Source organism: Hyalangium versicolor, assembly GCF_020103695.1.
In the GTDB taxonomy this organism is placed as follows: domain Bacteria; phylum Myxococcota; class Myxococcia; order Myxococcales; family Myxococcaceae; genus Hyalangium; species Hyalangium versicolor.
Window position 1 is genome coordinate 22,804 of the sequence record NZ_JAHXBF010000052.1, and the last position, 22,161, is coordinate 44,964.

At 65.6% G+C, this 22,161-nt stretch carries 12 protein-coding genes and 2 pseudogenes; 5 read left to right on the top strand and 9 right to left on the bottom strand.

The window, feature by feature from the left end; translation table 11 throughout:
* Positions 1-96: 96 nt before the first annotated feature.
* From KY501_RS51225 to KY501_RS51235, 3 genes are all read right to left on the bottom strand, one after another.
* A complete protein-coding gene (locus KY501_RS51225; protein WP_224372902.1) occupies positions 97-603 on the bottom strand; it encodes a hypothetical protein in 507 nt (168 codons plus the stop codon).
* Between the two features lie 347 nt (positions 604-950).
* Complete coding sequence (locus tag KY501_RS51230; protein WP_224372903.1) at positions 951-2,387, bottom strand: IS4 family transposase; 1,437 nt, start codon at positions 2,385-2,387, stop codon at positions 951-953.
* 228 nt (positions 2,388-2,615) lie between these two features.
* Positions 2,616-5,717, bottom strand: coding sequence for a sensor histidine kinase (locus KY501_RS51235; protein ID WP_224372904.1), 3,102 nt, complete (start codon positions 5,715-5,717; stop codon positions 2,616-2,618).
* Positions 5,718-5,938: 221 nt separating this feature from the next.
* On the opposite strand from KY501_RS51235, the gene KY501_RS51240 reads away from it, so the two are divergent.
* A complete protein-coding gene (locus KY501_RS51240; RefSeq protein ID WP_224372905.1) occupies positions 5,939-6,814 on the top strand; it encodes a DMT family transporter in 876 nt (291 codons plus the stop codon).
* Between the two features lie 33 nt (positions 6,815-6,847).
* Here the strand turns inward: KY501_RS51240 and KY501_RS51245 are convergent, their stop codons facing one another.
* Positions 6,848-8,476 (bottom strand): Ig-like domain-containing protein, encoded by a 1,629-nt coding sequence (locus KY501_RS51245; RefSeq protein WP_309243066.1) that lies wholly within the window; start codon positions 8,474-8,476, stop codon positions 6,848-6,850.
* A 623-nt stretch (positions 8,477-9,099) separates the two neighbouring features.
* Positions 9,100-10,224, bottom strand: a complete 1,125-nt coding sequence (locus KY501_RS51250; RefSeq protein ID WP_224372906.1) for an FAD-dependent monooxygenase — start codon at positions 10,222-10,224, stop codon at positions 9,100-9,102.
* A gap of 141 nt (positions 10,225-10,365) precedes the next feature.
* Between KY501_RS51250 and KY501_RS51255 the strand changes: the two genes are divergently transcribed.
* Together KY501_RS51255 and hrpA are read left to right on the top strand one after the other, a co-directional pair.
* Positions 10,366-10,998, top strand: a complete 633-nt coding sequence (locus tag KY501_RS51255; protein ID WP_224372907.1) for a TetR/AcrR family transcriptional regulator — start codon at positions 10,366-10,368, stop codon at positions 10,996-10,998.
* A 334-nt stretch (positions 10,999-11,332) separates the two neighbouring features.
* Complete coding sequence (gene hrpA, locus KY501_RS51260) at positions 11,333-14,785, top strand: ATP-dependent RNA helicase HrpA (RefSeq protein WP_309243067.1); 3,453 nt, start codon at positions 11,333-11,335, stop codon at positions 14,783-14,785.
* A 27-nt stretch (positions 14,786-14,812) separates the two neighbouring features.
* On the opposite strand, the pseudogene KY501_RS54655 reads toward hrpA, so the two are convergent.
* The 4 genes and pseudogenes from KY501_RS54655 to KY501_RS51275 all read right to left on the bottom strand — a co-directional run.
* Positions 14,813-15,043 (bottom strand): annotated as a pseudogene (locus KY501_RS54655) (transposase); the annotation flags it as partial.
* Positions 15,032-15,199: pseudogene (locus KY501_RS54660) on the bottom strand (transposase zinc-binding domain-containing protein); the annotation flags it as partial. The pseudogenes KY501_RS54655 and KY501_RS54660, both read right to left, overlap by 12 nt.
* Positions 15,200-15,318: 119 nt before the next feature.
* A complete protein-coding gene (locus KY501_RS51270) occupies positions 15,319-16,197 on the bottom strand; it encodes an HNH endonuclease family protein (RefSeq protein ID WP_224372909.1) in 879 nt (292 codons plus the stop codon).
* Positions 16,194-17,669, bottom strand: a complete 1,476-nt coding sequence (locus tag KY501_RS51275; RefSeq protein WP_507236562.1) for an AAA family ATPase — start codon at positions 17,667-17,669, stop codon at positions 16,194-16,196. The genes KY501_RS51270 and KY501_RS51275 overlap by 4 nt, the downstream gene beginning before the upstream one ends.
* 615 nt (positions 17,670-18,284) lie before the next feature.
* Here KY501_RS51275 and KY501_RS51280 point away from each other — a divergent pair.
* Positions 18,285-19,838: an SIR2 family protein gene (locus KY501_RS51280; RefSeq protein ID WP_224372911.1), complete on the top strand. Its 1,554-nt coding sequence runs from the start codon at positions 18,285-18,287 to the stop codon at positions 19,836-19,838.
* Between the two features lie 29 nt (positions 19,839-19,867).
* Positions 19,868-22,045, top strand: a complete 2,178-nt coding sequence (locus KY501_RS51285) for a GGDEF domain-containing protein (protein ID WP_224372912.1) — start codon at positions 19,868-19,870, stop codon at positions 22,043-22,045.
* Positions 22,046-22,161: the final 116 nt, after the last annotated feature.

A 22,161-nucleotide genomic window follows, 5' to 3' on the forward strand; every position in this document is an offset into this window, starting at 1 on the left:
GGATGCGCGCGCCCAGGGAGAGGCCACTCTCCTCGGGCAGGGGCTCGGTGCCGCTGTCCGTGCCAGCCTCCATCGAAGGCATGGGGGTCGAGGTGCTCATCGGTCGCGCTCCGTGTGGAAGCCCGCGAGCAGGGCATCGAAGTCCGGCATGCGGGCTTCGGCCTGACCGGGCGGTGCGACATAGGTGAAGTCGAAAACGCAACCGTCCTTCTTGAGGACGACGAGCTCCAGGTCCACGGGCACACCGTCCAGCTTCGCGGTGTGGCGAGAGCGCATGGCCTCGCGCCCGTCGAGCGGAACGAGTTGCTGGGACACCTCCTGCCGATCGGTGAAGCCCATCAGCAGGTGGCGGATGAGTACCGGCAGGGGCGGATCATCATGCCCCTCGCAGGTGGAGTTGATGGAGAGCGCCCGCCCCGTGTCCTGTTCGGAGAAGGCCAGGTCATTGCCCTCCACGAAGACGCGGTGCCAGTAGTTCGGCAGCTCGCCCACCTTGTAGCTCACCTGCTTCTTGGTGAAGACCGAGTCTTCGAAGCGCACGCGACGACAGCCCGTGGTGGCGAGCAGACCAGTCAGTGCGAGCAAGAGGAAAAGCCGCGTCATCGCTCCGTCTCCGAGGAAACGGAAACTAGGCACGGACTCCAGAATGCCTAGGGGCACCCGGAGGCAAGGGTTGAATCCGCGTCACGGGAAGGCCGCGATCCGGCCCGCCGCTCGCGGGAAACCGGGCTCCGAGGCCAGCGCATCCGCCCACCAGCCGACAGATCCTCCCGCGCGCGGCGCCTCTCACTCCTCGCAAGGGTCTGTAGCGACCTGTACCTGGGTCTTCCCCGGCCTCCCCACGCTTCAAGTAGGAAGAATCGGTGATGGACGAGTCCTGACCTCGAGCGGAAATCGAGAGAGCGGGACGCCGGGGCGGGCGGACCCGTCAGCCGACGGCTCAGGATAGATCACAAGTTTTTGCTCCTGGACCGACGCTTCTCGGCCAGCATCCAGCCGTTCTCCACCAGGAGGAGTTCTCGATAGCCGCGCCACAGCGTTTGCCAGCCGGGCGGGCCATTTCTTTTCAGATGGCCGCCACGACGCGCCAGGGCTCCCAGGGCCTGCGCCAGGGTGGGAGCAGTGGGTAGGTTCTTGGCCAAGTGGGCCACGATGAGGAGCTGGCGTGGGGTGAAGGCCAAGCTGGCAGGAGCGGTGGGGTGTGTGCGCTCCAGGGCGCGCAACAGAAGCAGTCGCCACGCGATGGGCATGCACAGCCCCAAGATGTTGGACAGAGCATGGAAGGATTCGTGCTGGCGAACTTCCACGGCACAGCCGGTCTTCAAGGCCTTGAAGAACTCTTCGATGAGCCAGCGCGCACGGTAGATGTCCACGACGCGCTGCACCTCGAGGGCGGTGTGTATCGGCTCGGTGGTGAGCAGAAACCATTCGACGGCGGGTTGTGCCGCCGGCGGCCGCGGCTCCCACACGCGTACCAAGTTGACCTCGATGCCTACAGGAGTGCGCCCTTTGGAGTCGGGCTTGCGCAGGCACGCTGTGGTGGAGCTGAAGGCCACTGTGGCCTGACGTGCCTGACGCTCTGGGTGGCTCTTGCCACCATAGGTGCGGGCCGTGCCAGAGCGCTCTGACAGCTCAATGTGGCGCTGGCCCTGCGCAGGCTGTTGCCGCGCCAGTTCGAACAGGTGCGTCAGCTCTCCTTGGTGGAAGGCGGCTCGATCCTGGCAAGCGCGAATGACGAACCGCGCTTGGAACTGGGTGGCGGCCTGGAGCACCTCGTAGATGTCGCCTTCGCGGTCCATGACATGGATGCACTCGAAGCGGCCAGCGCGCTGCTGTTCGATGCTCTGCATCAGCTCCAACCAGCGCCGCGATTGCTTGGGCCACGGTGGGATGTTGCCGGCTTCGGGTGGGTGCTGGCTCAACTGGTGCGGTTTGACTCGGCGGTGGGGGCCCAAGCGCAAGCCCTTCGGACCCACCGGGCGCGTGTAGAACTCTGCCCCCAAAGTCCCCAGTGGAATTCGCTCCCCCTGCGCAGAGACGGCGAGTGCCGCGTGCACAAAGAAGCCCTGGCCCAATGTCGTGGTGGGACCCAGCCCCGCTCGGTAGCTGTTTCCGGCAAACACGAACTCGGTCGTGTCATGAATGACGAGGCACTGGCCCACCTGGCACGCGCGCTCCAGGGTGGCCCGAACATGGCCCGACATCAGGTCCTGCCAGCCGACCGCCTCATTGTTGAGCAGTCGGTAGGCGGCCTCCAGGCTCGCCTCATCCTCCAGGGCGTTGGCCAAGCTGGCCGTGGGTTGCTGCGAAAGCCGAGCCACGATCTGGCCTGCCACCCGATTGCGCCGCGCATCCCCGAGCTCCCCTTGAGCCACTTCCTGCTCCACCGGCTGCCTCAGCCACTCGGACACGTTCTCACTCGCCTTGCTCATGCCGACGCCAGATCACGCACTGGGCCGCTTCGCAACCCCCAAGTGACTCTCTCAGTAGGTAAGAAAGAAGCCTACTTGAGAGGTTGAGATGTGGGGTATCCTGAGCAGCCGACGGGGGGACCCGCCCCGAGACGAGGGACCCGCGACCTGTGGGCCATACGGTGTCAGCCTCGAGAATCCACTCTAGGGCCCCACCAGCGGAGCTGCCTGGAGCGGAGGCAAGAGGATCCGGAACGTGGATCCGTGTCCCGGCGCGCTGTCCACCTCGATCTCCCCGCCCATCGACTGGATGGTGGCGTGGCAGATGGAGAGCCCCAGCCCTGTGCCCTCCCCCGCTTCCTTGGTGGTGAAGAAGGGCTCGAAGATGCGAGGCAGGATCTCGGGGGCAATGCCCTGACCGGTGTCGTGCACCTCGATGACGGCGCGCCCTGCTTCGTCCCTGCGGGTCGTCACGCGAATCTCATGATGCTCGGGCTGGCCCTCGGGGATGGCCTGAGCGGCGTTGAGCAACAACTGGAGGAAGACCTGCCCCAGGCGTCCCTCGTCCCCCAGCACCGGCTGTGACAGCCCGTAATCCTTCACCAGGCGCGCCCGGCGCCGCAGCTCCTGCTCCAATGCTTCCAGGGTCCGGTCCAGCACGGCGTGAAGATCCACCCTGCTCGGAGGCTCGGCCTGCGCGCGCGCCAGCGTCTTGAGCGCCTGGACGATCTTCCGCACCCGCTCGGCACCATGGAGCGCGTCGGTGAGCGCCTCGTCCACCTCCTGCCAGCGCTCGCTCTCTTCCTCGCGCCGCGGCAGATCCCTCAGCTCCGTGGAGAGATAGCGAAGGTTCGACAGAATGTAGGCAAGCGGGTTGTTGATCTCATGCCCGACACCCGCCGCGAGCGTTCCCACCGCCACCAACTTCTCCGCGTGAGCCAGCCGCTCCTGCGTAGCCTCGAGCTGTTGGAGCCGCATGGCCAGCTCCGCGGTGCGCTCATCCACGCGGGCCTGGAGCCGAAGCTCGCGCCTGCGCAACTGATGGAGGCGAAACCACACCGCGCCAGCCACCCCGAGCACGAGGGCCAGCATCCCCACCACGCGGAAGAGGAGCGTCTCGACGAAGCGAGGCTGCAGGAGGAACACCAGCTCCGCACCGCGCTCGGGCCCGCCACTGTTCGAGCCAAGCGCCTCGACGAGGAAGCGATGATGTCCCGGAGGAATGCGCGTGTAGTACGCGATGCGCCGCGCCCCCGCCGCCACCCAGTCCGTGTCGATGCCCTCCAGCTTGTAGCGGAAGGAGAGCCGATCCGGCGCGCTCAGGGCCGCGGAGGTGTAGTGGATCTCGACCCGGCCCGTTCCGGGAGGAATGCGCGTCCACTCCGATGCGGGAACGGAGCGGCCGTCCACCCACAACTCTTCGATGAGCACGGGCGGAGGAGCCGAGGAAGCAGGCTCCTGGCTCGCGTCATAGGCCACCGCGCCACGGATGGTGGGGAACCACAACCGGCCGTCGCGGGCATGGACTCCGGCGGGGCCACCGAGGGCATTGCACTCCTCGGCCCGCATCCCATCCTCCTTGCCGTAGGAGCGAGAGGTGACACGCGCGAGCCGACCGTCCGCGACGGCCTCCAACTCCTGCTGCGAGGCGCGGAAGATGCCCTTGTTGCAGCTCATCCACAGGTTGCCCTTCCCATCGGGAAGAATGGCGAAGACGACATCGTCGAAGAGCCCCTGGTTGCGAGAGAGGCGGACGAAGCTCCCGTTCTTCCAGCGGAAGAGCCCGTTGGTGGTGCCGACCCACAGCGAGACGCCATCGTCATGGATGCCTCGGACATCCCCATCAATGGGGCCGCCCGGAGAGGACAACGTGCCCGAGCGCCCCTGGGAGTACCAGGCCACGCCTCCACCCTGCGTCCCGAACCAGACTCCGCCCGCGGCCCGCCGCGCCAGCACGCGGCCGAGGGACCCGAGCACCTTGTCCCGGGGAGCGACGAGCGAGAACTGCCTCCCATCCCACCGCGCGAGCCCCTCCTGGGTGCTGACCCAGAGCGTGCCCTGCTCATCCTCATAGACAGCCTGGCCGAGCGGATTCCTCTGCGTCTGGCCCTCTTCGGGCAGCGTGCTGAAAGAACCCTCACTCCACCGCATGAGGCCCTTGCGCGTGGCGAAGTAGAGGCTCCCATCGCGCCCCACGGCGCTGCCAAAGACCATGTTGTCGAGGAGCCCCTCGCGCGTGGTCCACGTCGTCACCTGCCCATCCTTCCAGCGGCTGATGCCGCCGCCGAGCAGGGCGAACCAGAGGCTGCCGTCACGGGCCTCCACCACGGAACTCACCATCTCGTGCCCCAGTCCCTCGGAGGGACCATAGGGCGTGAAGGGAGCATCCTTGAGACGGTGCAACCCATGGGAGCCCATGCCCAGCCAGAGATTCCCTTCGGCATCCTCGATCAAGGCCAGGATCGACGCGTTCTCCAGTCCTTGCGCGGGGGACAGCACGGAGCGGCGGCCATTCGCCAGGCGCAGCAGGCCCAGCCCCCTGCTGGCCGCCCACAGCACCCCGTGATGATCCAGGAGCAGCTTGGAGATGGGGTTTCCCACCAGGCTCGCCTCGGGAACGGGGATCATCCTCCCATTCTGGAGCCGGTAGACGGTGCCGCCTTGATCACCCACCCAGAGGGTTCCCCGCGCATCCTCCACCATGGAGGACACCAGCGGAGGAGACCCCTCGAAGGACGGTCCTGGGAGGAACTTCGTGCCATCCCAGCGCTGCAGTCCCTGGGGACAAGCCACCCAGAGGCCGCCAGCCTCCCCCTCGGTGAACGCCAGCACCCGGTTGCTGACGAGCCCCTGCTCGGACTTCCAGACCTGGAACTGGCCTGCGGACAACCGCACGAGCCCGCTGCCCAGGGTGGCGATCCACAGGCTTCCGTCCCGGGAGGGCAGCAACTGATGCACATCGCGCTCGACGACACCCTCGGGGAGCGGCTGGGAGAAGAACTGCCCCGCGCGCATGCCCGCCATGCCGCGGTTCGTGTTGATCCACAGCGTGCCCTCGCGGTCCACGGCGAGGGCGGTGATGGTGCGATCCGGCAGGGCCGGCGTGTTGCCAGGATCGAAGACGGTGAAGCGCACACCATCGAAACGGACCAGGCCCTCGTAGGTCCCCACCCAGAGGTAGCCATCCGGCGTCTGAGCGAGCGCCTGACTGGTGTTCTGCGGCAGCCCATCCTCGGTCTGCCAGGCACGGTGGGGGAACTGGTTGAGCGCCTTGTCCGGATCCAGCGCCGCGGCGTCCCCAGCCAACCCAAGCACTCCCGCAAGCAGGCATGCCGCGAGCATGCGGGCAAGGAGAGAGAGGGAGGCAGAAGAGGGGCTGCGCTCCCAGCTGTGACGTCGGGGGACACGACACATGGCGTGGGCTGGAGATTCTACGATCGAGACCGCTCAGCGTGCATCCCTTGAGGGCACTTCGAGGCAGTGGCGTTCGGCTCGGAGCCGACATATGCCCCCGGTCCACTCACTCCATGCTCCGCCCTCGCCTCTACCTCCTGCTCGCCGCCCTGCTCTGGTCCACGGCGGGCGCGGCCGTGAAGCTGTCCACCCTCAGCGCCTACCAGATTGCCTCGGGGCGCTCGCTGATCGCGGCGCTGGTGCTGTGGCTCGCCTTCCCCGCGGGGCGCAAGCGTCCCTCGCTGAAGGCGCTGGGAGTGGCGGTGGCATACGCGGCCACGGTGGTGCTGTTCATCATCGCCAACAAGCTCACCACGGCGGCCAACGCCATCTTCCTGCAGGACACCGCGCCGCTGTACGTGTTGGTGCTCTCCCCACTGCTGCTGCACGAGAAGCCCTCACGAGGTGAGCTGACAGCGGCGCCCATCTTCCTGGTGGGCTTGAGCCTCTTCTTCCTGGATCAGCTCCAGCCGGGACAGATGCTGGGCAACGCGATTGCGCTGGGTTCGGGGGTGGCGTTCGCGCTGACCATCCTGGGACTGCGGGCGGTAACGGAGGGCCAGGTGGTGCTGGTGTGGGGCAACGTACTCGCGGGGTTGAGCGTGCTGGTGCCCGCGCTGAGCGGCCCCACGCCCACGTGGGTGGATGGAGGCATCCTGCTGTTCCTCGGCGTGTTCCAGCTGGGGATGGCGTACACGCTCTTCAACCTGGGCATCCGGCACACTCCGGCGGTGGAGGCCTCGCTGCTCATCCTGCTGGAGCCGGTGCTGAACCCGGTCTGGACGTTCCTCTTCGCGGGAGAGCGCCCCGGCCCCTGGGCGATCCTCGGCGGCGTCATCATCCTGCTGGCCACGGCCTGGAGAACGGTGCTGGGCGCACGCAGCGCTGGCGCCACCCCGATGAAAACGGTGGCCCAGGCTGGCGATGCACCTGTGAGAGATCCGGGGTGATCACTGAGCAGAACTGTGCGGATAGACATATCGTCATCCGCGTCGCACGCCGGGCCTGCGCCGAGGAAGACGACCGCTCCAGGCGAGCAGGATGAGCAACGCCAGGGGGAAGCCAGAGGAAGCGCTAGAGCATCCGCAGCCGCTTTCCTCGGGCGTGGGCTCGTCCGGAGTGCCCGCGTCCGGGTTCCCAGCATCTGGAGTGCCCGCGTCCGGAGTGCCCGCGTCCGGAGTGCCTGCATCTGGAGTGCCTGCATCCGGATTGCCCGAGGCCGCCACCTGGATGGTGACGGTGGCCGGGACGGAGGACTCCGCGGCATCGCGGGCCTGGAAGGTGAGGGTGTCAGTGCCCTGGAAGCCTGCGGCAGGCGTGTAGGTGAGCAAAGGCGGCGTGCCGGAGAGGGCTCCGTGCGCAGGCTGCGTCACCACGCTGAAAGTGAGCATGTCGCCCTCCGGGTCGTCGCCCTGCAGGGTGAGGGAGATTGACTGGCCTTCGGTGGTGAAGAGGCTCTGACCGCGCGCCACGGGCGCATCGTTCACCGGGGTGATGGTGAGCTGCACGGTGCTGGGTTCGGACAAGGCGCTGCCATCGTTGGCGAGGAAGGTGAAGCTGTCACTGCCGTGGAAGTTGGAAGCGGGCGTGTAGGTGAGCAGAGGCGGCGTGCCGGAGAGGGTTCCGTGCGCAGGCTGTGTCCCCACCAGGAACGAGAGCCCGTCGCCGTCGCCATCCGTCCCGGCCAGGGTGACAGACACGGCGGTGTCCTCCGCCGTCTCACGCGACATGGGAGTGGCCACCGGCCGGTCGTTGACGGGCGACACTGTGAGCGAGACGGTGGCAGGCGCGGAGGTGTCGCTGCCATCGGACACGGTGAAGGTGAAGCTGTCCGAGCCATGGAAGTCAGGGGCCGGCGTATAGCGAAGCTGAGGCGGCGTGCCCAAGAGCGCGCCGTGAGCCGGAGCGCTGGCGAGGGTGAAGGTCAGCCCATCCCCATCCGAATCACTCCCGGCGAGGGTCAGGTCCAGGGAGCCATCCTCCACGGTGGTGAGGCTCTGGGAGGTGGCAGCCGGCGGAGCGTTGTAGCGTACGAAGCGCATGCGTGCCCGGTCCGCGGGATGCCGGAACGAGGTGTCCCGGATCGAGTAGGCGAGCAGGAAGCCCCGAGCGCCTGCAGGGGTGAGCGAAGGCGCATCCCTGGGCATGGAATTGGCGGAAACGGTGAGGCCCTCTCCATTGATGGGCTGCACCCCGCCTTGGGTGCTGAACTGCGCCCCGTAGACCTCCGGGACGCTGCCGCGAGCGTCGAGCCAGGCGACGAGCGTGTTGGAGCCGCGCGCCGCTACCGTGGGCACCGTCTGAGTCTGCGCGGCGGTGCACACCGCAACGCCCTGGGGATCCAACACGGTCCCCGAACTGCTCACCCGCGCGGCGAAGATGTCCGAATCAGCGGTGCCACCCCGGCCATCCTCCCACGCCAGGGTGTAGTTCTGTCCGTTCCAAGCGATGGCCGGCTGCTGCTGGGTCAACGCCGCGGTGGAGATGGGGATGCCGGTGACATCCACCACCGTGCCGGTCCCGGTGACCCGGGTGCCATAGATATCGCCTCGGGTGGCCTGCTGGCGCTCGTCCCTCCACGCCACGAAGTAGTCCACGCCGTTGGAGGCCACCGCGGCCTCCGACGGTAGGAGAGGCCCTGCACCTCGAGGCTCACGTCCAGCGCACCCTGTCCTTCGGGCTCTCGCGCGAAGGTCCAGCTCTGCTCCACACCGTCATCGCCATTGCGCAGCGTCTCGACGGCCTCCTCCCGCGAGAGCTGGAGGCTCCCATCCGGGGCCAGCGCTCCACGGGCGGGCTTCCTGAAAAGGGTCTGGCCACCGCGGCGGATGCGCGCCGCCCCCAGCTTCAGGGGCGCCCCTCTCACCAGCGCCTGGGGAGCAGCAGGAGCGTGGAAGGGCGTGAGCGCCAGCCCGTCTGCGCCCGCTTGGACAGCGTAGGTGCCATGGTTCCCGCTCCAACGCCCGTCGGCCCCCAGGTGGAACGCGAAGTGCACCTGTCGCATGGCGCGTTTCAAGTCGACGGGGGGAACCGAGCCATCGTTCTGGGGAGCGCCATTCGCGGACAGACTGCAGAGAACGGCACACAGACTGCACAACAGCATCCAGGCTTTCAATGGAGGCTCCACAGGCCGATGGCTGGGACGCTCAGAGCATAAGAGAAATGGGAGGCGGGTTGAAGGAGAGGGCCGGAGCGGAGGGGCAAGGAGTGCCGCGGACGGGGGCCGCCCGAACAGTCAGAAGGAGGAGTGGGTCTGCGCGTTCCTCGCGCGGATGGCCTCTTCAGTCCTCGGAACGAGCGTCTCGAGCCCGGTCCTCACGGCCTCCGCTTGGACCTGCTCGATGAACGGGCGGAAGCGCTCGTTGTAAGCTCGAAACGCGAGCTCGAAGTTGCAGTCGTGATCTCGCATCGCATCCGCCAGTGCGGCCGCGCCATCGATGGCCAACGAGCCCCCCATCCCAGCGGCGGGTGAAGGGCAGTACCCCGCATCGCCCACCAATGCGACTCGGCCTTTCGTCCAGGAAGGCATTCGTATCTGGCACAGCTTGTCGAAGTAGAAGCTCTTCGCGTTCCGCACTTCTTCGAGCAGCTCCGCCGTCCTCCAGCCCGCCCCGACGAACTGGTCCGCGATGATCCGTCGTTGCTCCTCCTCATCGCGACGGTCGTACGGGATCTCCTTGTCGGAAGCGAACGCGAAAATGATGTCCGTGTTGTTCTTGTAAGCGTTGAGCATCACGGCCTTGCCCGGCACGTTGAACATCTGCGCGGTGTTCCGCTCGATGAGCAGCTTGTTCACGATCGTGATCGAGAAGTACTGCCCGAGAAAATACAGGTACTGGGCTTCGTCGCCGAACCAGAGCCTCCGCACGGAGGAGTGAACACCATCGCAGCCAAACACCAGGTCGAACGTGCGTCGTGCTCCCTTGGCGAACGTGGCCTCGATGCTGCCTTGCGTCCCGCTCAGCGCGGTCATGCTGTCGTCGAAGACGACTTCGATGTAGTCCTTCACGGCGTCGAACAGCATGTTCAGCAGAACGGTTCGTTCGATCTCGAACTCGCTGTCCGAAGGTGCTTCGCCTTCACCTCTCAGCACCAACGAGCGCTCCGTGACATCGCGCTCGTTCTTCATTTCCCACCGCTGCAGGCTCAATCGGTTCGACCGGATCTGATCGAAGAGGCCCATGCGCCGGACGATGTCGACGGTGTTGCCTTTGATGTCGACGGCCGTGCCGCCCGTCCGGAGCCCGCGCGCGACCTCCACGACGGTCACCTCGTAGCCGAGGCGGCTCATCCAAAAAGCGGTCGAGAGCCCGGCGAAGCTCGCGCCAGAGATGAGGACCTTCTTTCCATTCGCGCTCATGACTCCTCCTTTTGAGGGCCGCATTCTGGCAACCCTCAAGACCAGGAGATTATACTCGGTAAAAATTTTCGCACGAGATTCGTTGACCAAGTATAAAAAATCCGTGCCCCATGCCGGTGGCGCTTCGCTAGAGTCCGGCGCATGGGCGAGCGACGCGAGAGCAAGAAGCGCGAGACGAGGCAGCGGATCTCCGATGTGGCAACGGAGCTTTTCCTCGCGCGGGGCTTCGATGCGGTGACGCTCGACGAGATCGCGGCCGCTGCGAACGTCTCCAAGATGACGGTCTTCAACTACTTCGCGCGCAAGGAGGACCTCATGCTCGATCGCCAAGATGACTTGAAGCTGCTCTTCTTTCGCGAGGCGATCCGCGCGAGGCCGCAAGGGCAATCTCCGATTGCCGAGCTCCGCGCTCTCATGGGCAAGCTGCGAGAGCAGAAGCATCCGTTCGCCCGCTTCGACCGCCATACGGCTGACTTCTGGCGCTTCGTCGCGGCGAGCCCGTCGCTCGAGGCGCGGCTCCGTGAACTCAACGACGAAGCGGCTGAAGGGCTCGCGATCGAGCTCGGTGGTCCGAAGCCGGATGGCCTCGCGCGGCTCGCGGCCGGCATGATCGTGCTGACGGTGCGTACGGCTCGCCAAGAAGCCGTCCGCGTGTTCGAACACGGAGGCTCCGCGAAGAAGGCGAACGCTGTGTTCTTCGCCTTGATCGATCAGGGCTTCGCGGCCGTTCAAGGAATGGAGTCAAGGCCACCCGCTCGTACACATCCGGGCTGAGGTAGCCCAGCGAGGAGCGGCGGGCCACACTCTTCGTCAGGGGTAGAGCGTGCGCTTCAGTGCTAGGTCATGCTGCCATGCCTGGCGACTCACCCGTCCCACCTCCCGGCGGCTTGCCCACCCTGCACTTCCCCCCCGAGCTCCCCATCTCGAGCCGGGTGGAGGACATCACCGCGGCCATCACCGCCCATCAGGTGGTCATTGTCGCGGGGGCCACCGGCTCGGGGAAGACGACGCAGCTACCGAAAGTCCTGCTCGCCATGGAGCGCGGCCGCCCGCGCCAGATTGGCGTCACCCAGCCCGGCGTATCGCCGCGACGAGCGTGGCGGCGCGCGTGGCACGCGAACTCGGCACGGAGCTGGGCACGGACGTCGGCTACCAGATTCGCTTTGAAGACCGCTCGTCCCGGCAGACGGCCGTGAAGTTCATGACCGACGGGGTCCTGCTCGCGCAGATTCACAGCGACCCGCTCCTGAGCCGCTACGACACGGTCGTGCTCGACGAGGCCCACGAGCGCAGCCTCACCATCGACTTCCTGCTCGGGTGGCTCAAGCGCATCCTCCCCAGGCGCCCCGACCTCAAGGTGGTGGTGAGCTCGGCCACCATCGAGACCGAGCGCTTCTCGCAGTTCTTCGGGGGGGCTCCAGTCATCCAGGTGGAGGGCCGTACCTTTCCGGTGGACGTGCTCTACGAGCCACCCCCCGAGGACGCCGAGCTCGCCGACTCCGTCGCCGATGCGGTGGCGGACGTGCTCTCGCTCGACCCGGACGGGGACGTCCTCGTGTTCCTCCCCGGGGAGCGGGAAATCCGCGAGGCCGAGAATGCCCTGAACGCGCGCGAGCTCCGCGGCACGGTGGTGCAGCCCCTGTATGCGCGCCTGTCGGCCGCCGAGCAGTCGCGCGTCTTCGCTACCATCCCCGAGCGCCGGGTCATCCTCGCCACCAACGTTGCGGAGACGTCGGTCACCATCCCGGGGATCGTGTACGTCGTGGATACGGGAGTAGCGCGCCTGTCGCGCTACGACCCGCGCTCGGGCACCACACGCCTGCACATCGAGCCGGTCTCCCAGGCCAGCGCCGACCAGCGCAAAGGGCGCTGCGGCCGCGTGCGTGAGGGGGTCTGCGTGCGCCTCTACGACGAGGCGAGCTTCACCACGCGGTCCGCTTTCACCGACCCGGAAATCAAGCGCACCGGGCTCGCGGGGGTCATCCTGCGGATGAAGTCCCTCGGCCTCGGTGACGTCGAGGACTTCCCCTTCCTCGACCCGCCCCAGCCGAGGGCCATCGCCGAGGGCTGGCGGGTGCTCGAGGAGCTCGGGGCCATCGAGGGCAAGGAGCGCACCTTGACGCCGCTCGGGCACCAGCTCGTGCGCTTCCCGGTGGACCCGCGCATCGCGCGGATGATTCTCGCCGGCGCCGAGTACGGGTGCCTGGACGAGGTGCTCATCATCGCCGCGGCGCTCAACCTGCAGGACCCGCGCGAGCGGCCACGGGAGCTCGCGCAGAAGGCGGACGAGTTGCACCGGCGCTTCCGTGACGAGCACTCGGACTTCACGGGGCTCCTCAAGCTGTGGGCGTTCGTGCGCGAGGCCGAGGGCCGGGGGACGTCCCATCTGCGGCGCGTGTGCCGGGACAACTTCCTGTCCTTCCTGCGGGTGCGCGAGTGGCGGGACGTCCAGCGCCAGCTTGAGGAGACCGTCCGCGAGCTGCGCCTGCCGCGCAAGGGCCGGGGCGCCCCGTCGCGCGGGGACGCCCTGCACCAGGCTCTCCTCACCGGGCTCCTGTCCCGCATCGGCCAGTGGAATCCGGAGCAGCGCCACTATACGGGCGCGAAGCAGACGCGCTTCATGGTTCACCCCTCGTCGGCGCTCGCGAAAAAGCCCCCTGCCTGGGCGATGGCGTTCGAGCTCGTGGAGACGTCCCAGCTGTTCGCGCGCACCGTGGCGAAGCTCGACCCGGAGTGGCTCGCGGCGGCGGCCCCCCACCTGCTCAAGCGCAGCTACTCCGAACCGCACTGGTCGGAGAAGTCCGCGCGCGCCGTGGTGAAGGAGAACGCGACCCTCTTCGGGCTTCAGGTCTTCAAGGAGCGCCCCGTGGCCCTGGCCAGCATGGACCCCGCTCGGGCACGGCTGATGTTCCTCGATCATGCCCTGGCGCGCGGCGAGTACCGCACCCGAGGGGCGTTCCAGGAAAAGAACCGCCAGGTGCTCGAGCGCGTGGCGCGCCTGCGGGACAAGGCCCGGCGCAGCGAGCTGCTCGACAGCGAGGCGCTGCTGACGTTCTTCGACCAGCGCCTCCCGGCGGACGTGACGGACGGAGCGAGCTTCGAGGCCTGGCGCCGCAAGGCCGAGGCGGCCGACCCCGACGTGCTCGTCCTCTCGATGGAGGATGCCCTCTCGCACGACCCGGACCTGTCCCCGGCGCACTACCCAGACGCCATCACCTTGCACGGCGCGTCCGTGCCGGTGACGTACACCTTCGACCCCTCGGCAGAGGACGACGGCATCACCCTGAGCGTGCCGCTGCTGCTGCTCGCACAGCTGGTCCCGGGTGAGCTGGACTGGACCATCCCCGGGTGGCAGCGGGAGAAGCTCACCGCCCTGCTCGAGCAGGTCCCCCGCGCCCAGCGCAAGCAGCTGGGGCCGGTGCCGGACCTGGTCGACCGTCTCGAGAAGGAACTTGTGCCCTTCCGCGGGCCGATGATTCCAGCGCTCGCCCATGCGGTGTCCCGGCTGTGCGGCGTGGACGTGCCCGAGGAATCCCTCCGGGCGGATGCCGTGGCGCCGTACCTGCGCATCACGCTCCGGGTGCTCGACGAGCGGGGAAAGGAGCTCGCGCGGAGCCGCGACGCCGACGCGCTGCTCGAGCAGTACGGGGGACGTGCACGGGCGGCGCTGCGCAGCGTGGCACCGACTTCGGACTGGGAGCGCAAGGGGCTGACGGCCTGGACCTTCGGCGAGCTGCCCCCTGTGCTCACCCGGCGGGCCGGGGGGCTCGAGGTCCGCAGCTACCCCGCGCTCGTCGACCGGGGCGCTGCCGTAGACCTGGTGCTGCTCGAGACCTCCGCCGCCGCCGACGCGGCCACGCGCACGGGGGTCCGCCGGCTCCTGATGCTCGCCGCGCGCGGACACGTGGCTGTCAGCGCCGCGCGCATGCCGCTGCCCTTCCCGTCCTTGGACGGCGCGCCGCCCGCGCGGGGCCAGGCCGAGGCCTTCCGGGCGCTCCTCCTCGCACGCAGCGTCGACGATGCGTTCAAGCTCGCACCGGGTGCGCCGCTGCCCCGCACGAAGGTGGCCTTCGAGGCGCTGGTTCGTGATGGCTCACCGCGCATCGAGGATGCGGCCCGGGACTGGGCGGACGCCGTCATTGCCACCTCCTCGGAGCTCGCTGCGACGCTCGCTGCACTCAAGGCAGCATCCAAGGGGCCGAGCGGCGCGGCGGCCGTGCGAGACATCCGCTCGCAGCTCGGGCACCTGTTCCCCGCGAACCTCATCGAGTGGATTCCCCTCGTGCGCCTGCTGAACTACCCGCGCTACCTCCGCGCGGCCCAGGCACGGCTGTCGCGTGCGGTGGCAAACCCCGGCAAGGACGCAGGGAAGACGGCGCCCTTCACCCCCTTGTGGGAGACCTTCCTCGCCAGGCGCGCCACCGTGCGTGACCAGGAAGCGGCGCAGGAGCTGCGGTGGGCCTTCGAGGAGCTCCGCGTGGCCATCTTCGCTCCGGAGGTGACGACGCCCGTGTCGGTGACGGTGACGAAGGTCGGCGCAGCCCTCGCGGCGCTGCGTTAGGCAACAACGACCGGAACACGCTGGAGCGAAGACGCCATGAAACCTCGTGAGGTTCGCCCGAGGCGGGGGCACCAGGGACACCAGGCGACGTAAGAGTTCCAGTCCAGTGAAGAAGAGGTGCGTAGTGCCATCCGGCAGCGGTCGCTTCATTCGGTAGGCGATGCGGCCGTCCTCCGTTCGCGACAAGCGCACTGGATGAACGACACGGCCCCTGCCTGCGCACGACGGATGCCCTGCCTCCGCGCTCGCCGCCGTCACATGTGCCCGCTTCGCGTTGCAGGATGGGCACACCCTTCGCCCCTTGCACGAGAAGGCGACGAGAAGTTCGTCCTTGCAACTCTCACAGAGCACCCGCGCGAAGCCGCGCGCCAATACTCCGCACTCCAGGTATCTTGTGAAGTCCCGCTCCACGTAGAGCAACCCGCCGCTCTCAAGCGCTCTCCCTCTAAGAAAGGGAGCGGGGCTTGCATTCGGGGACCCAATCGGCTCTTGACGCACCCAAATTTGGACCCAATCCGGAGAACACATAGACGCTAAGGAGCGCCGGGTCTGAGCGGGTCTGCGAGCTGGTGCTGGGCCCTGTAGGCGGGAGGTACGAGGTGCCGGAGCGCGTGCCACGTGAATGCGGACCACTGCGCTCCCGGGGTGAAGCTGTCCGCTATCAGTTGGTTCCAGCGCTTGTGCGCCTCGCGGATACGGCCAGCGACCAGATGTTGTTCCACTTCTTCGATGCTCGGCAGCAGCGTTCGCACGTGGCCCTGAGCCCGACCCGCCAATTCGCTGAGCTGGAGAATTTCGATGGTTACTCTTCCCTCGTCCGTCAAGCCCAGGGGCGTCCAGATCCAGTCCCGCCGGTTGAAGCTGGTGTTCGTAGGGTACCACTCGATGTGGTCGAGCGGGTCTTCGGTTCCTGCCGGATCGATCAACAGCGGCCGCTCTTTGGACACGTCCGAGATGGGGTAGGGCGGCGGGAGCGAGAGGGGCGCCTTGGGTGCAAGGGCTTTGCGAGTCTTGCGGCGCAGCGGGAAGTAGTTCGCCTTGTGGCCTCGGTCATTGCATCGGGTGCAGGAGAACAGCAGGCTCGACCAGCTCCAAGCCAGCCACCAGTAATACCCCTTGTCGACGCGCTGCTTCTGGCCTGGGAAGTGCCTCCAGGCACCATCCTTGGGACGGTAGTGCTCGACCGGCGAGCTGCTGAAGTCCATTTGGCGCTCGCACCATGCGCACTTCTCGTGCTGGGCGAGGTACAGGGACTGCTTGGTCGCGCGAGAGTTGTAGCCTTTGCTCAGCATTTCCAGCAGGACGTCGGACACCCCCCCGTGCTGGTTGAAAACCTTCGCGGCGGCAGCCCGGTACCGGGGCGCGGACCTTTGAAGGCCGATGGGATCGGCACCGCGAGCGATGCGGATCACTGCGCGCTCCCTCGGTTTGCCGAGAGGTCTTCAAAGGCTTTCCTGCCCTCGGCTCTTCCGAGCCGCTGAATGAGTTCTCTCCGCACCTCGCCGTGCAGCTCCCTCAGCTCCCGGGACTGAGCGGCTGTCGGAGCGGGGTGGGCCGAGAGGACCTGGAGCCGCCGGAGCTTCTCCCCCAGAGGATTGGGCGTCATGCCTTCGAGTCCGAACCACGTCCGGTACAGCTCACCGCCAGTCATGAGCCGCGGATCGGGCTGATGCTCGGCGTCTTGAACGCCCGGACGGAACTGTCCTCCCCGGCGGTCCCAGCCCCCCTGGACGATGTCGCCCGTCTCCTCGTCCACCACGAGCCGGACCACCTCATGGGGAGCCAGCGATGACAGCACGACAGGGGAGTGGGTGGTTGCCACGAACTGCATGCGGGGGAAGACGCGGCGCAGGGCCGGAATGAAGCGCGCCTGCCAGGTTGGATGCAGGTAGAGGTCGATCTCATCAATGAGAACGAGCCCCTCCATGTCGGTGGTGTCCAACTCGGTCTTCGACTCCAGCAGAACGTGGCCGATGAGATCCGCGATCCAGGCGAAGGTCGACTGGTATCCGTGGGAGAGCGCGACCCCCGCGATGGCAACCGGGTCCTGCTTCCGGGCCATGACCTGGTAGAAGCGGTCGCTCTCGATGAGCGACATACTGGAGCGGGCGCCTCCCTGGCCGCGCAGTTCTAGGCGCGCCAGCCCCGGAAAGAGGTCAGCGCCTCCCAGCTTGATCGCTTGGTTCAGCATGCGGCTGAAGCGGCGTGAAGTCTCTCCTAGCCTGCGGCTTTCTCTCTGATCCTTCTCCAGGAAGTGATTCGCGAAGCCAATCGATGCGAGCTGCTTCTGCCGGAACAAAGGCTCCAGGCGCTCGATGGAAGGGCGAGTCAAGGTGGGCGTCTCGTTCGCATCCGGCAGCGCGCGCGCGATGCCATAGCCCGCGACGAACCAGAGCGGCGCGTTGGTGGCCCGAGCCTCGGCGAGGGGATCACGCGCCACCGGCTTCGAGGACTCGCCGCCATAGTGGGCATCGGCATCCAGGGAGGTGGTGCCGAACGGGAGGCTGACGCGAGAGCGAAGTTCCCAGCTCCCTGACTGGTGCTTGGCCTTGGGCGGCATCAACGGGTGGATCTTCTCGCCTCCTGCGATCGAGTCGGGACCGAACATGAACTGAACGTCGATCAACATGGACTCTTCTTTTCGCCGGTCGCACAGGTGTTTGACCGTAGCCCCAGCGAGCCCGCTGACCTCTTTGTACCCAGCCGCTGCCAGCGCGATGGCTTGGAGGAGCGTGGTCTTGGCCGTCCCGTTTTCGCCAATGAGCACCGTCCACATGCGGGGCTCACCGCGGTGCGTAAAGTCGAGTTCAAAGCGCCCGAGTCGCTTCAGGTTATCGACCTCAAGGTGGCGGATGTACATGGATGCACGGTCACATACGCGCATCCATGCCGCAAGAAGTAGGACAGTCCCCGTTGGGGGTTCAAACTCGCCACGAAGACGAGCCGCCTCCTCGCACGGCCAGGGACTCAGCGGACGTGTTCGATGACGAGCCATGAGACCTTGGGGCAGAGCATGCGGTAGGCTCCGGCGGCGTGGGCTCCCAGCCCAGCGTTCCTGACCCGGTACGAGTCCGTATCCGCCGCTTCCAGTTCGTCGTGGGACTCGGCGACTGGGAAGCACTTCCCGAGATGCCGGGCGAAGTCCTAGGGCTCCACGCGCATCTCGGGCTAGGCCTCTGGCAACGTGCGACCCCCTCTGCGAGCGACTTCGCGAGGGACGCCTCCTCCCCCGGAGGGCACGGACGCGCGGCGCCCGCGACGAAGACCTAGAGCAGCTCTGGGGGAGAGGAAGGATAGCCGAGCGCTCGTTGGCGAAAACAGAGGATCCAGCTCTGCCAACGCCTGGCAGTGACCTGACCTGCCCGTGCCCAAACTCCACGCTCACCAAGCCGAGGCCCAGCTCGGTCCTGGCAGTGGGCACGGGGTATCGTGCCTGTCGACCCTATCGGATATGCTGCACCTGTCCAGGCTTCGTCGCCTACCGGCTCAGGGGATGTCAATGAAGCAAGAGGTCGCAGTCAATCTGCGCGAAGCTTTTTCCAGCATTCATGCAGACGACCCCGCCCGCTCGCGCAGCATCTATTTTGCGTTTGAGAACTTTGTACTGGAGCTGCTTCGAACGCACGCAGAGTCACAGAGACGGTCTTTTCGTAGCAAGGTCCGTCTAGGTAGTCCGGAAGGCGCGCTGGAGCTTGATGCCGTTGCGCCTGAAGGACTGGATGGGATACCAGGACCTGCGGCCTTCGAGATCAAACTCACGAAGGATCCATCTGCATTACACGCCGCGCGCAAAGCAATTGAGCACGTCGCGCTCTTGCGTCATACAGTCAGGCTTGCGAGCGCGGTCATCATCCTGAACCGGAATTTGTCGCCTGAAGAGTTGGGGCGTCTTCAATCCGAGAATCTTGCCCCTGGTCTTCAAATCCAGGTCTGGGGCCCGAAGGAGCTTCAGCTCATTGCCGAGCAGCATCCAGAAACCGCTCGATTACTGATAGAGAATCTGCCGAACGCTGACACCGCAAAGGCGATTCAACGTGCCGCCACCGGGCAGGATGACGATTGGCGAAGGCAGACGCAGATCCTGCTCGGTGATCTGCACCATGCCTGGCGCAATAATGATCTCGTTCCCTTCCTCGGGGCTGGCGTCTCCATTGACGCTGGGATCCCCAGCTGGAATGGCCTGCTCAATCAGCTGCTTGTTGCCATGGTTGAGAAGATGGGCGACGATGGGAATCTGGCTCTGGGGGTCAGCACCGAGAAGCGACAGACTATTGCGCAGAGGCTCCAGAGATTGCAGGAGTCTTCCCCACTCCTCGCAGCACGGTACATCCGCTCCGGCTTGGGCGAGTGGTTCGTGACAGCGCTGGAGCGCGCTCTGTACAGCAACCTCAAGAGCGAAGCCCCGCCCCAGCTCGCTGCGTTGGCCCGCCTTTGCGTCCCGCGAAAGAACGGCAGCGGCGTCCAGGCAGTCGTCACCTACAACTTTGATGACCTCGTGGAGAAGCAGCTGCGAGAGAAGGCGGTCGAGCATCAGCCCGTATATCTCGCAGGCACTCGGGTCCCAGCTGATTGCCTCGCGATCTACCATGTGCATGGCTTCCTTCCCCAGCACCGGCCCGAGGGTGAAGACTCCGCCAGTAGCCTCGTGGTGTTCAGCGAGGAGCGATACCACGGGCTCTATAATGATCCCTACTCCTGGTCCAACATTGTACAGCTCAACCTCTTGTCGGATCACACGGGCGTCTTTATTGGCCTGTCAATGAATGACCCCAATCTCCGTCGCCTGCTGGAGATCGCCGCTAAGAACGAAGAGAAGCCGCGTCACGTCGCACTACTGAAGCGGCTCACGATCGAGAAGTTCATGGCGGATGAGCCAGAGACACAGAGGCCAGACTCTTCTCAACTCGACTCCAATCTTGCTCACATCGTGCTGGCCGCCCACCATCAACTCATTGAAAAGTCTGTCGAGGAACTGGGCGTGCGTGTCGCATGGTTCGAGGATTTTGGAGAGATCGCCATGATGATCGACCAGATCCGCCAGGGGGCAGACTAGCACTCGCAGAGTGCTCAAGAGGGACTGCAATGTCTTCAGAGAGCAATAATTTCCGGGACGGAAGAACTAACACCAGTGGCATGATGGACCTCCACTCCGGAGAGAGATGGGCATTCCTTGTTGAGCTCCATGGGCCCAATATAGGCAAGCCCTATGAGCTGCTGAAAGAGAAGGCCTGGACGCTTGGGCGCTCCGATTCCGCCGACATCGCGATTGAGGAGCAAAGCTTGTCGCGACGCCATGCCGTGATCAAGTACTCCGCTGCTGGAAGAAATTGGATCCTGGAGGATCTGGGATCCAGAAATGGCACCTATGTGAATGGCCTGCAGATCCTGCGGCCGGTCAACCTGAACGACGGCGACCGTGTCCAGCTGGCACACGTGCTTCTCCAATTCAAGTATAGCGACGTTGTTGAGTGGTCGCTCCATAACAAACTTTATCGCGACACCCTCACGGACGAGCTTACCAAGCTCCCAAACAAGAAATATCTGCTTGAGTTTCTGGGGCGCGAGTGCCGCAACAGCCTCCAGTCTGACCGCCCTCTCTCCCTTGCAATGTTCATGCTGGAGCAACCTGAATCCAGGAGTGGGCCTAGCCAGATACAGGTGGCGGATGCCGTGCTTCATGAGCTGGCACAGGTGGCAAAACGCTCGGTGGAAGAGTCCGACTGCCTCGCGCGATACGACGGGAGTGTGTTCGTGCTAGCCATGCTACAGCAGGACCCCAGGCGGGCGCGACATGAGGCAGAGACTCTGCTGCGCACCCTGGAGAACACGGCCATTGCCGTGAATGGGCAATCAACTTTCGTGAAGCTGCGTCTGGGCTTTGCGAGTCTGACGCCGCAAATGAGCAGGCCAGAGGACTTGCTTCAAGCCGCAAGGAGCGAGCTGACTCAGGGGAATGAAGAGCACGCCTCCGGCCCTGAAGTGCAAACCACGACGGACACGACGGTCGTAGCCAAAATGAACCCGGTGGCCGTAACCCGGGCGGACAGGGCTGTCGTCAACTTGCGCCCGATAGATGGGGTTGCCCTGATACGGCGGATCCTCGCGGCGCCAGCTCCTGGTGCGCTCGTGGCGTTTGAGCTTTCAGGAGAGAGCGCCCTTGCCGAAGTCATGGGCCCGCGAGGCATCGAAGTCTGGAACTCCGAATTGGAGCAGGAGATCGTGCGGCTCCTCAAGCCGGAAGAGTCGCTTGGCTTCTGGAAGAACCGGTACTTTCTCGTTGCGCTGGGGCCCGAGTCCAGTGCGAAAACAGGTCGAGCATTTGCCAGAGTGATCATGGACGCATGGACCAGGAAGCCAGTGCCAGAGCATGTCCGTGGCATACTCACCCGATCACTGCGCACTGCCACCTTGTCACCGGACGAGGTCCTATCTCATGGCGAGAGGAGTCTGGAGTTCTTGGTGACCGAGTTGTTAGATGACCCCAACGAGCGCGCTTACAATTCCGATACTCGTCAAGAGATGGCTCAGTCTCATCTTGGCAGATTGCCGTTTCCGCTCGAAGGGCCTTTGGCCCAAGTGGACGCACAGGCGACGGAACATGCCCGCGCGCATACGGTCGCGAACGCAATGAATGTCATGATCCGGTTCGTGGCTTCTATCGGTATTGCTCTTCTTCGAGACCATGCTGATGAGCCAACGCGTGCCGCAGGGATTGGCATTCTTCAACAGTACTCGGGGAGGAGACTCAGTTTTGATGAATGGTCAGGCTTCGCCCTGAAGATTTCCTCGCTCGTTTCGAAGATATCGGGACATCCAGTCGCGGCGGCGCTGCGCAAGCTACCAGCAACCATCTCTCCTCTTGACTATATTGGGTTCCGCCAAGCCGTTGCAGCTCTAAATGAAAATGCTTATCTTGTCAGTGTGGCAGGTGTCGAGCCATTCTCAATGACTGGTGACGCGGATGACTCCAAGATTCGTTACAGACTGTACAGCCACCAAGGCGCTTCTGCGCGCTTTCACATGATCCACGTGGCACTCGATGCCAAGCTCACGGGGGAATGGTGCTACCTGCTCGTTCCAGGAGCGAAGCCGCTCTGCCTTGCTCCCATCGTGCGACAGCAGATGTGCGAGAGGTGCAACCGCCTAGAGGTGTTCATGGCGGAGCAGCTCGTACTTGGCCCCCCGGGTGCGCCTGTGAGCTTCACGGGGGTCACTTCAGGTCACGAAGCTCTCGCCACCATCCCTCCCTTCGCGAGTTAGGAGCCGCGCAGGAATAAAGTTTCAGTTTGCGGGTGCCCGAGATCGTGCCCATCAATGTAGGCATGGACCTGGAGGAAGTCATCGCGGCGAAGTACCAAGCGCTTGAGAGCGGACTT

Excerpts from the sequence above, each read along its gene's own strand:
- KY501_RS51225 (WP_224372902.1), bottom strand. The coding sequence starts at position 603 with ATGACGCGGCTTTTCCTCTTGCTCGCACTGACTGGTCTGCTCGCCACC.
- KY501_RS51240 (WP_224372905.1), top strand. The coding sequence starts at position 5,939 with ATGCTCCGCCCTCGCCTCTACCTCCTGCTCGCCGCCCTGCTCTGGTCC.
- KY501_RS51250 (WP_224372906.1), bottom strand. The coding sequence starts at position 10,224 with ATGAGCGCGAATGGAAAGAAGGTCCTCATCTCTGGCGCGAGCTTCGCC.
- KY501_RS51255 (WP_224372907.1), top strand. The coding sequence starts at position 10,366 with ATGGGCGAGCGACGCGAGAGCAAGAAGCGCGAGACGAGGCAGCGGATC.
- KY501_RS51275 (WP_507236562.1), bottom strand. The coding sequence starts at position 17,669 with ATGCGCGTATGTGACCGTGCATCCATGTACATCCGCCACCTTGAGGTC.
- KY501_RS51280 (WP_224372911.1), top strand. The coding sequence starts at position 18,285 with ATGAAGCAAGAGGTCGCAGTCAATCTGCGCGAAGCTTTTTCCAGCATT.
- KY501_RS51285 (WP_224372912.1), top strand. The coding sequence starts at position 19,868 with ATGTCTTCAGAGAGCAATAATTTCCGGGACGGAAGAACTAACACCAGT.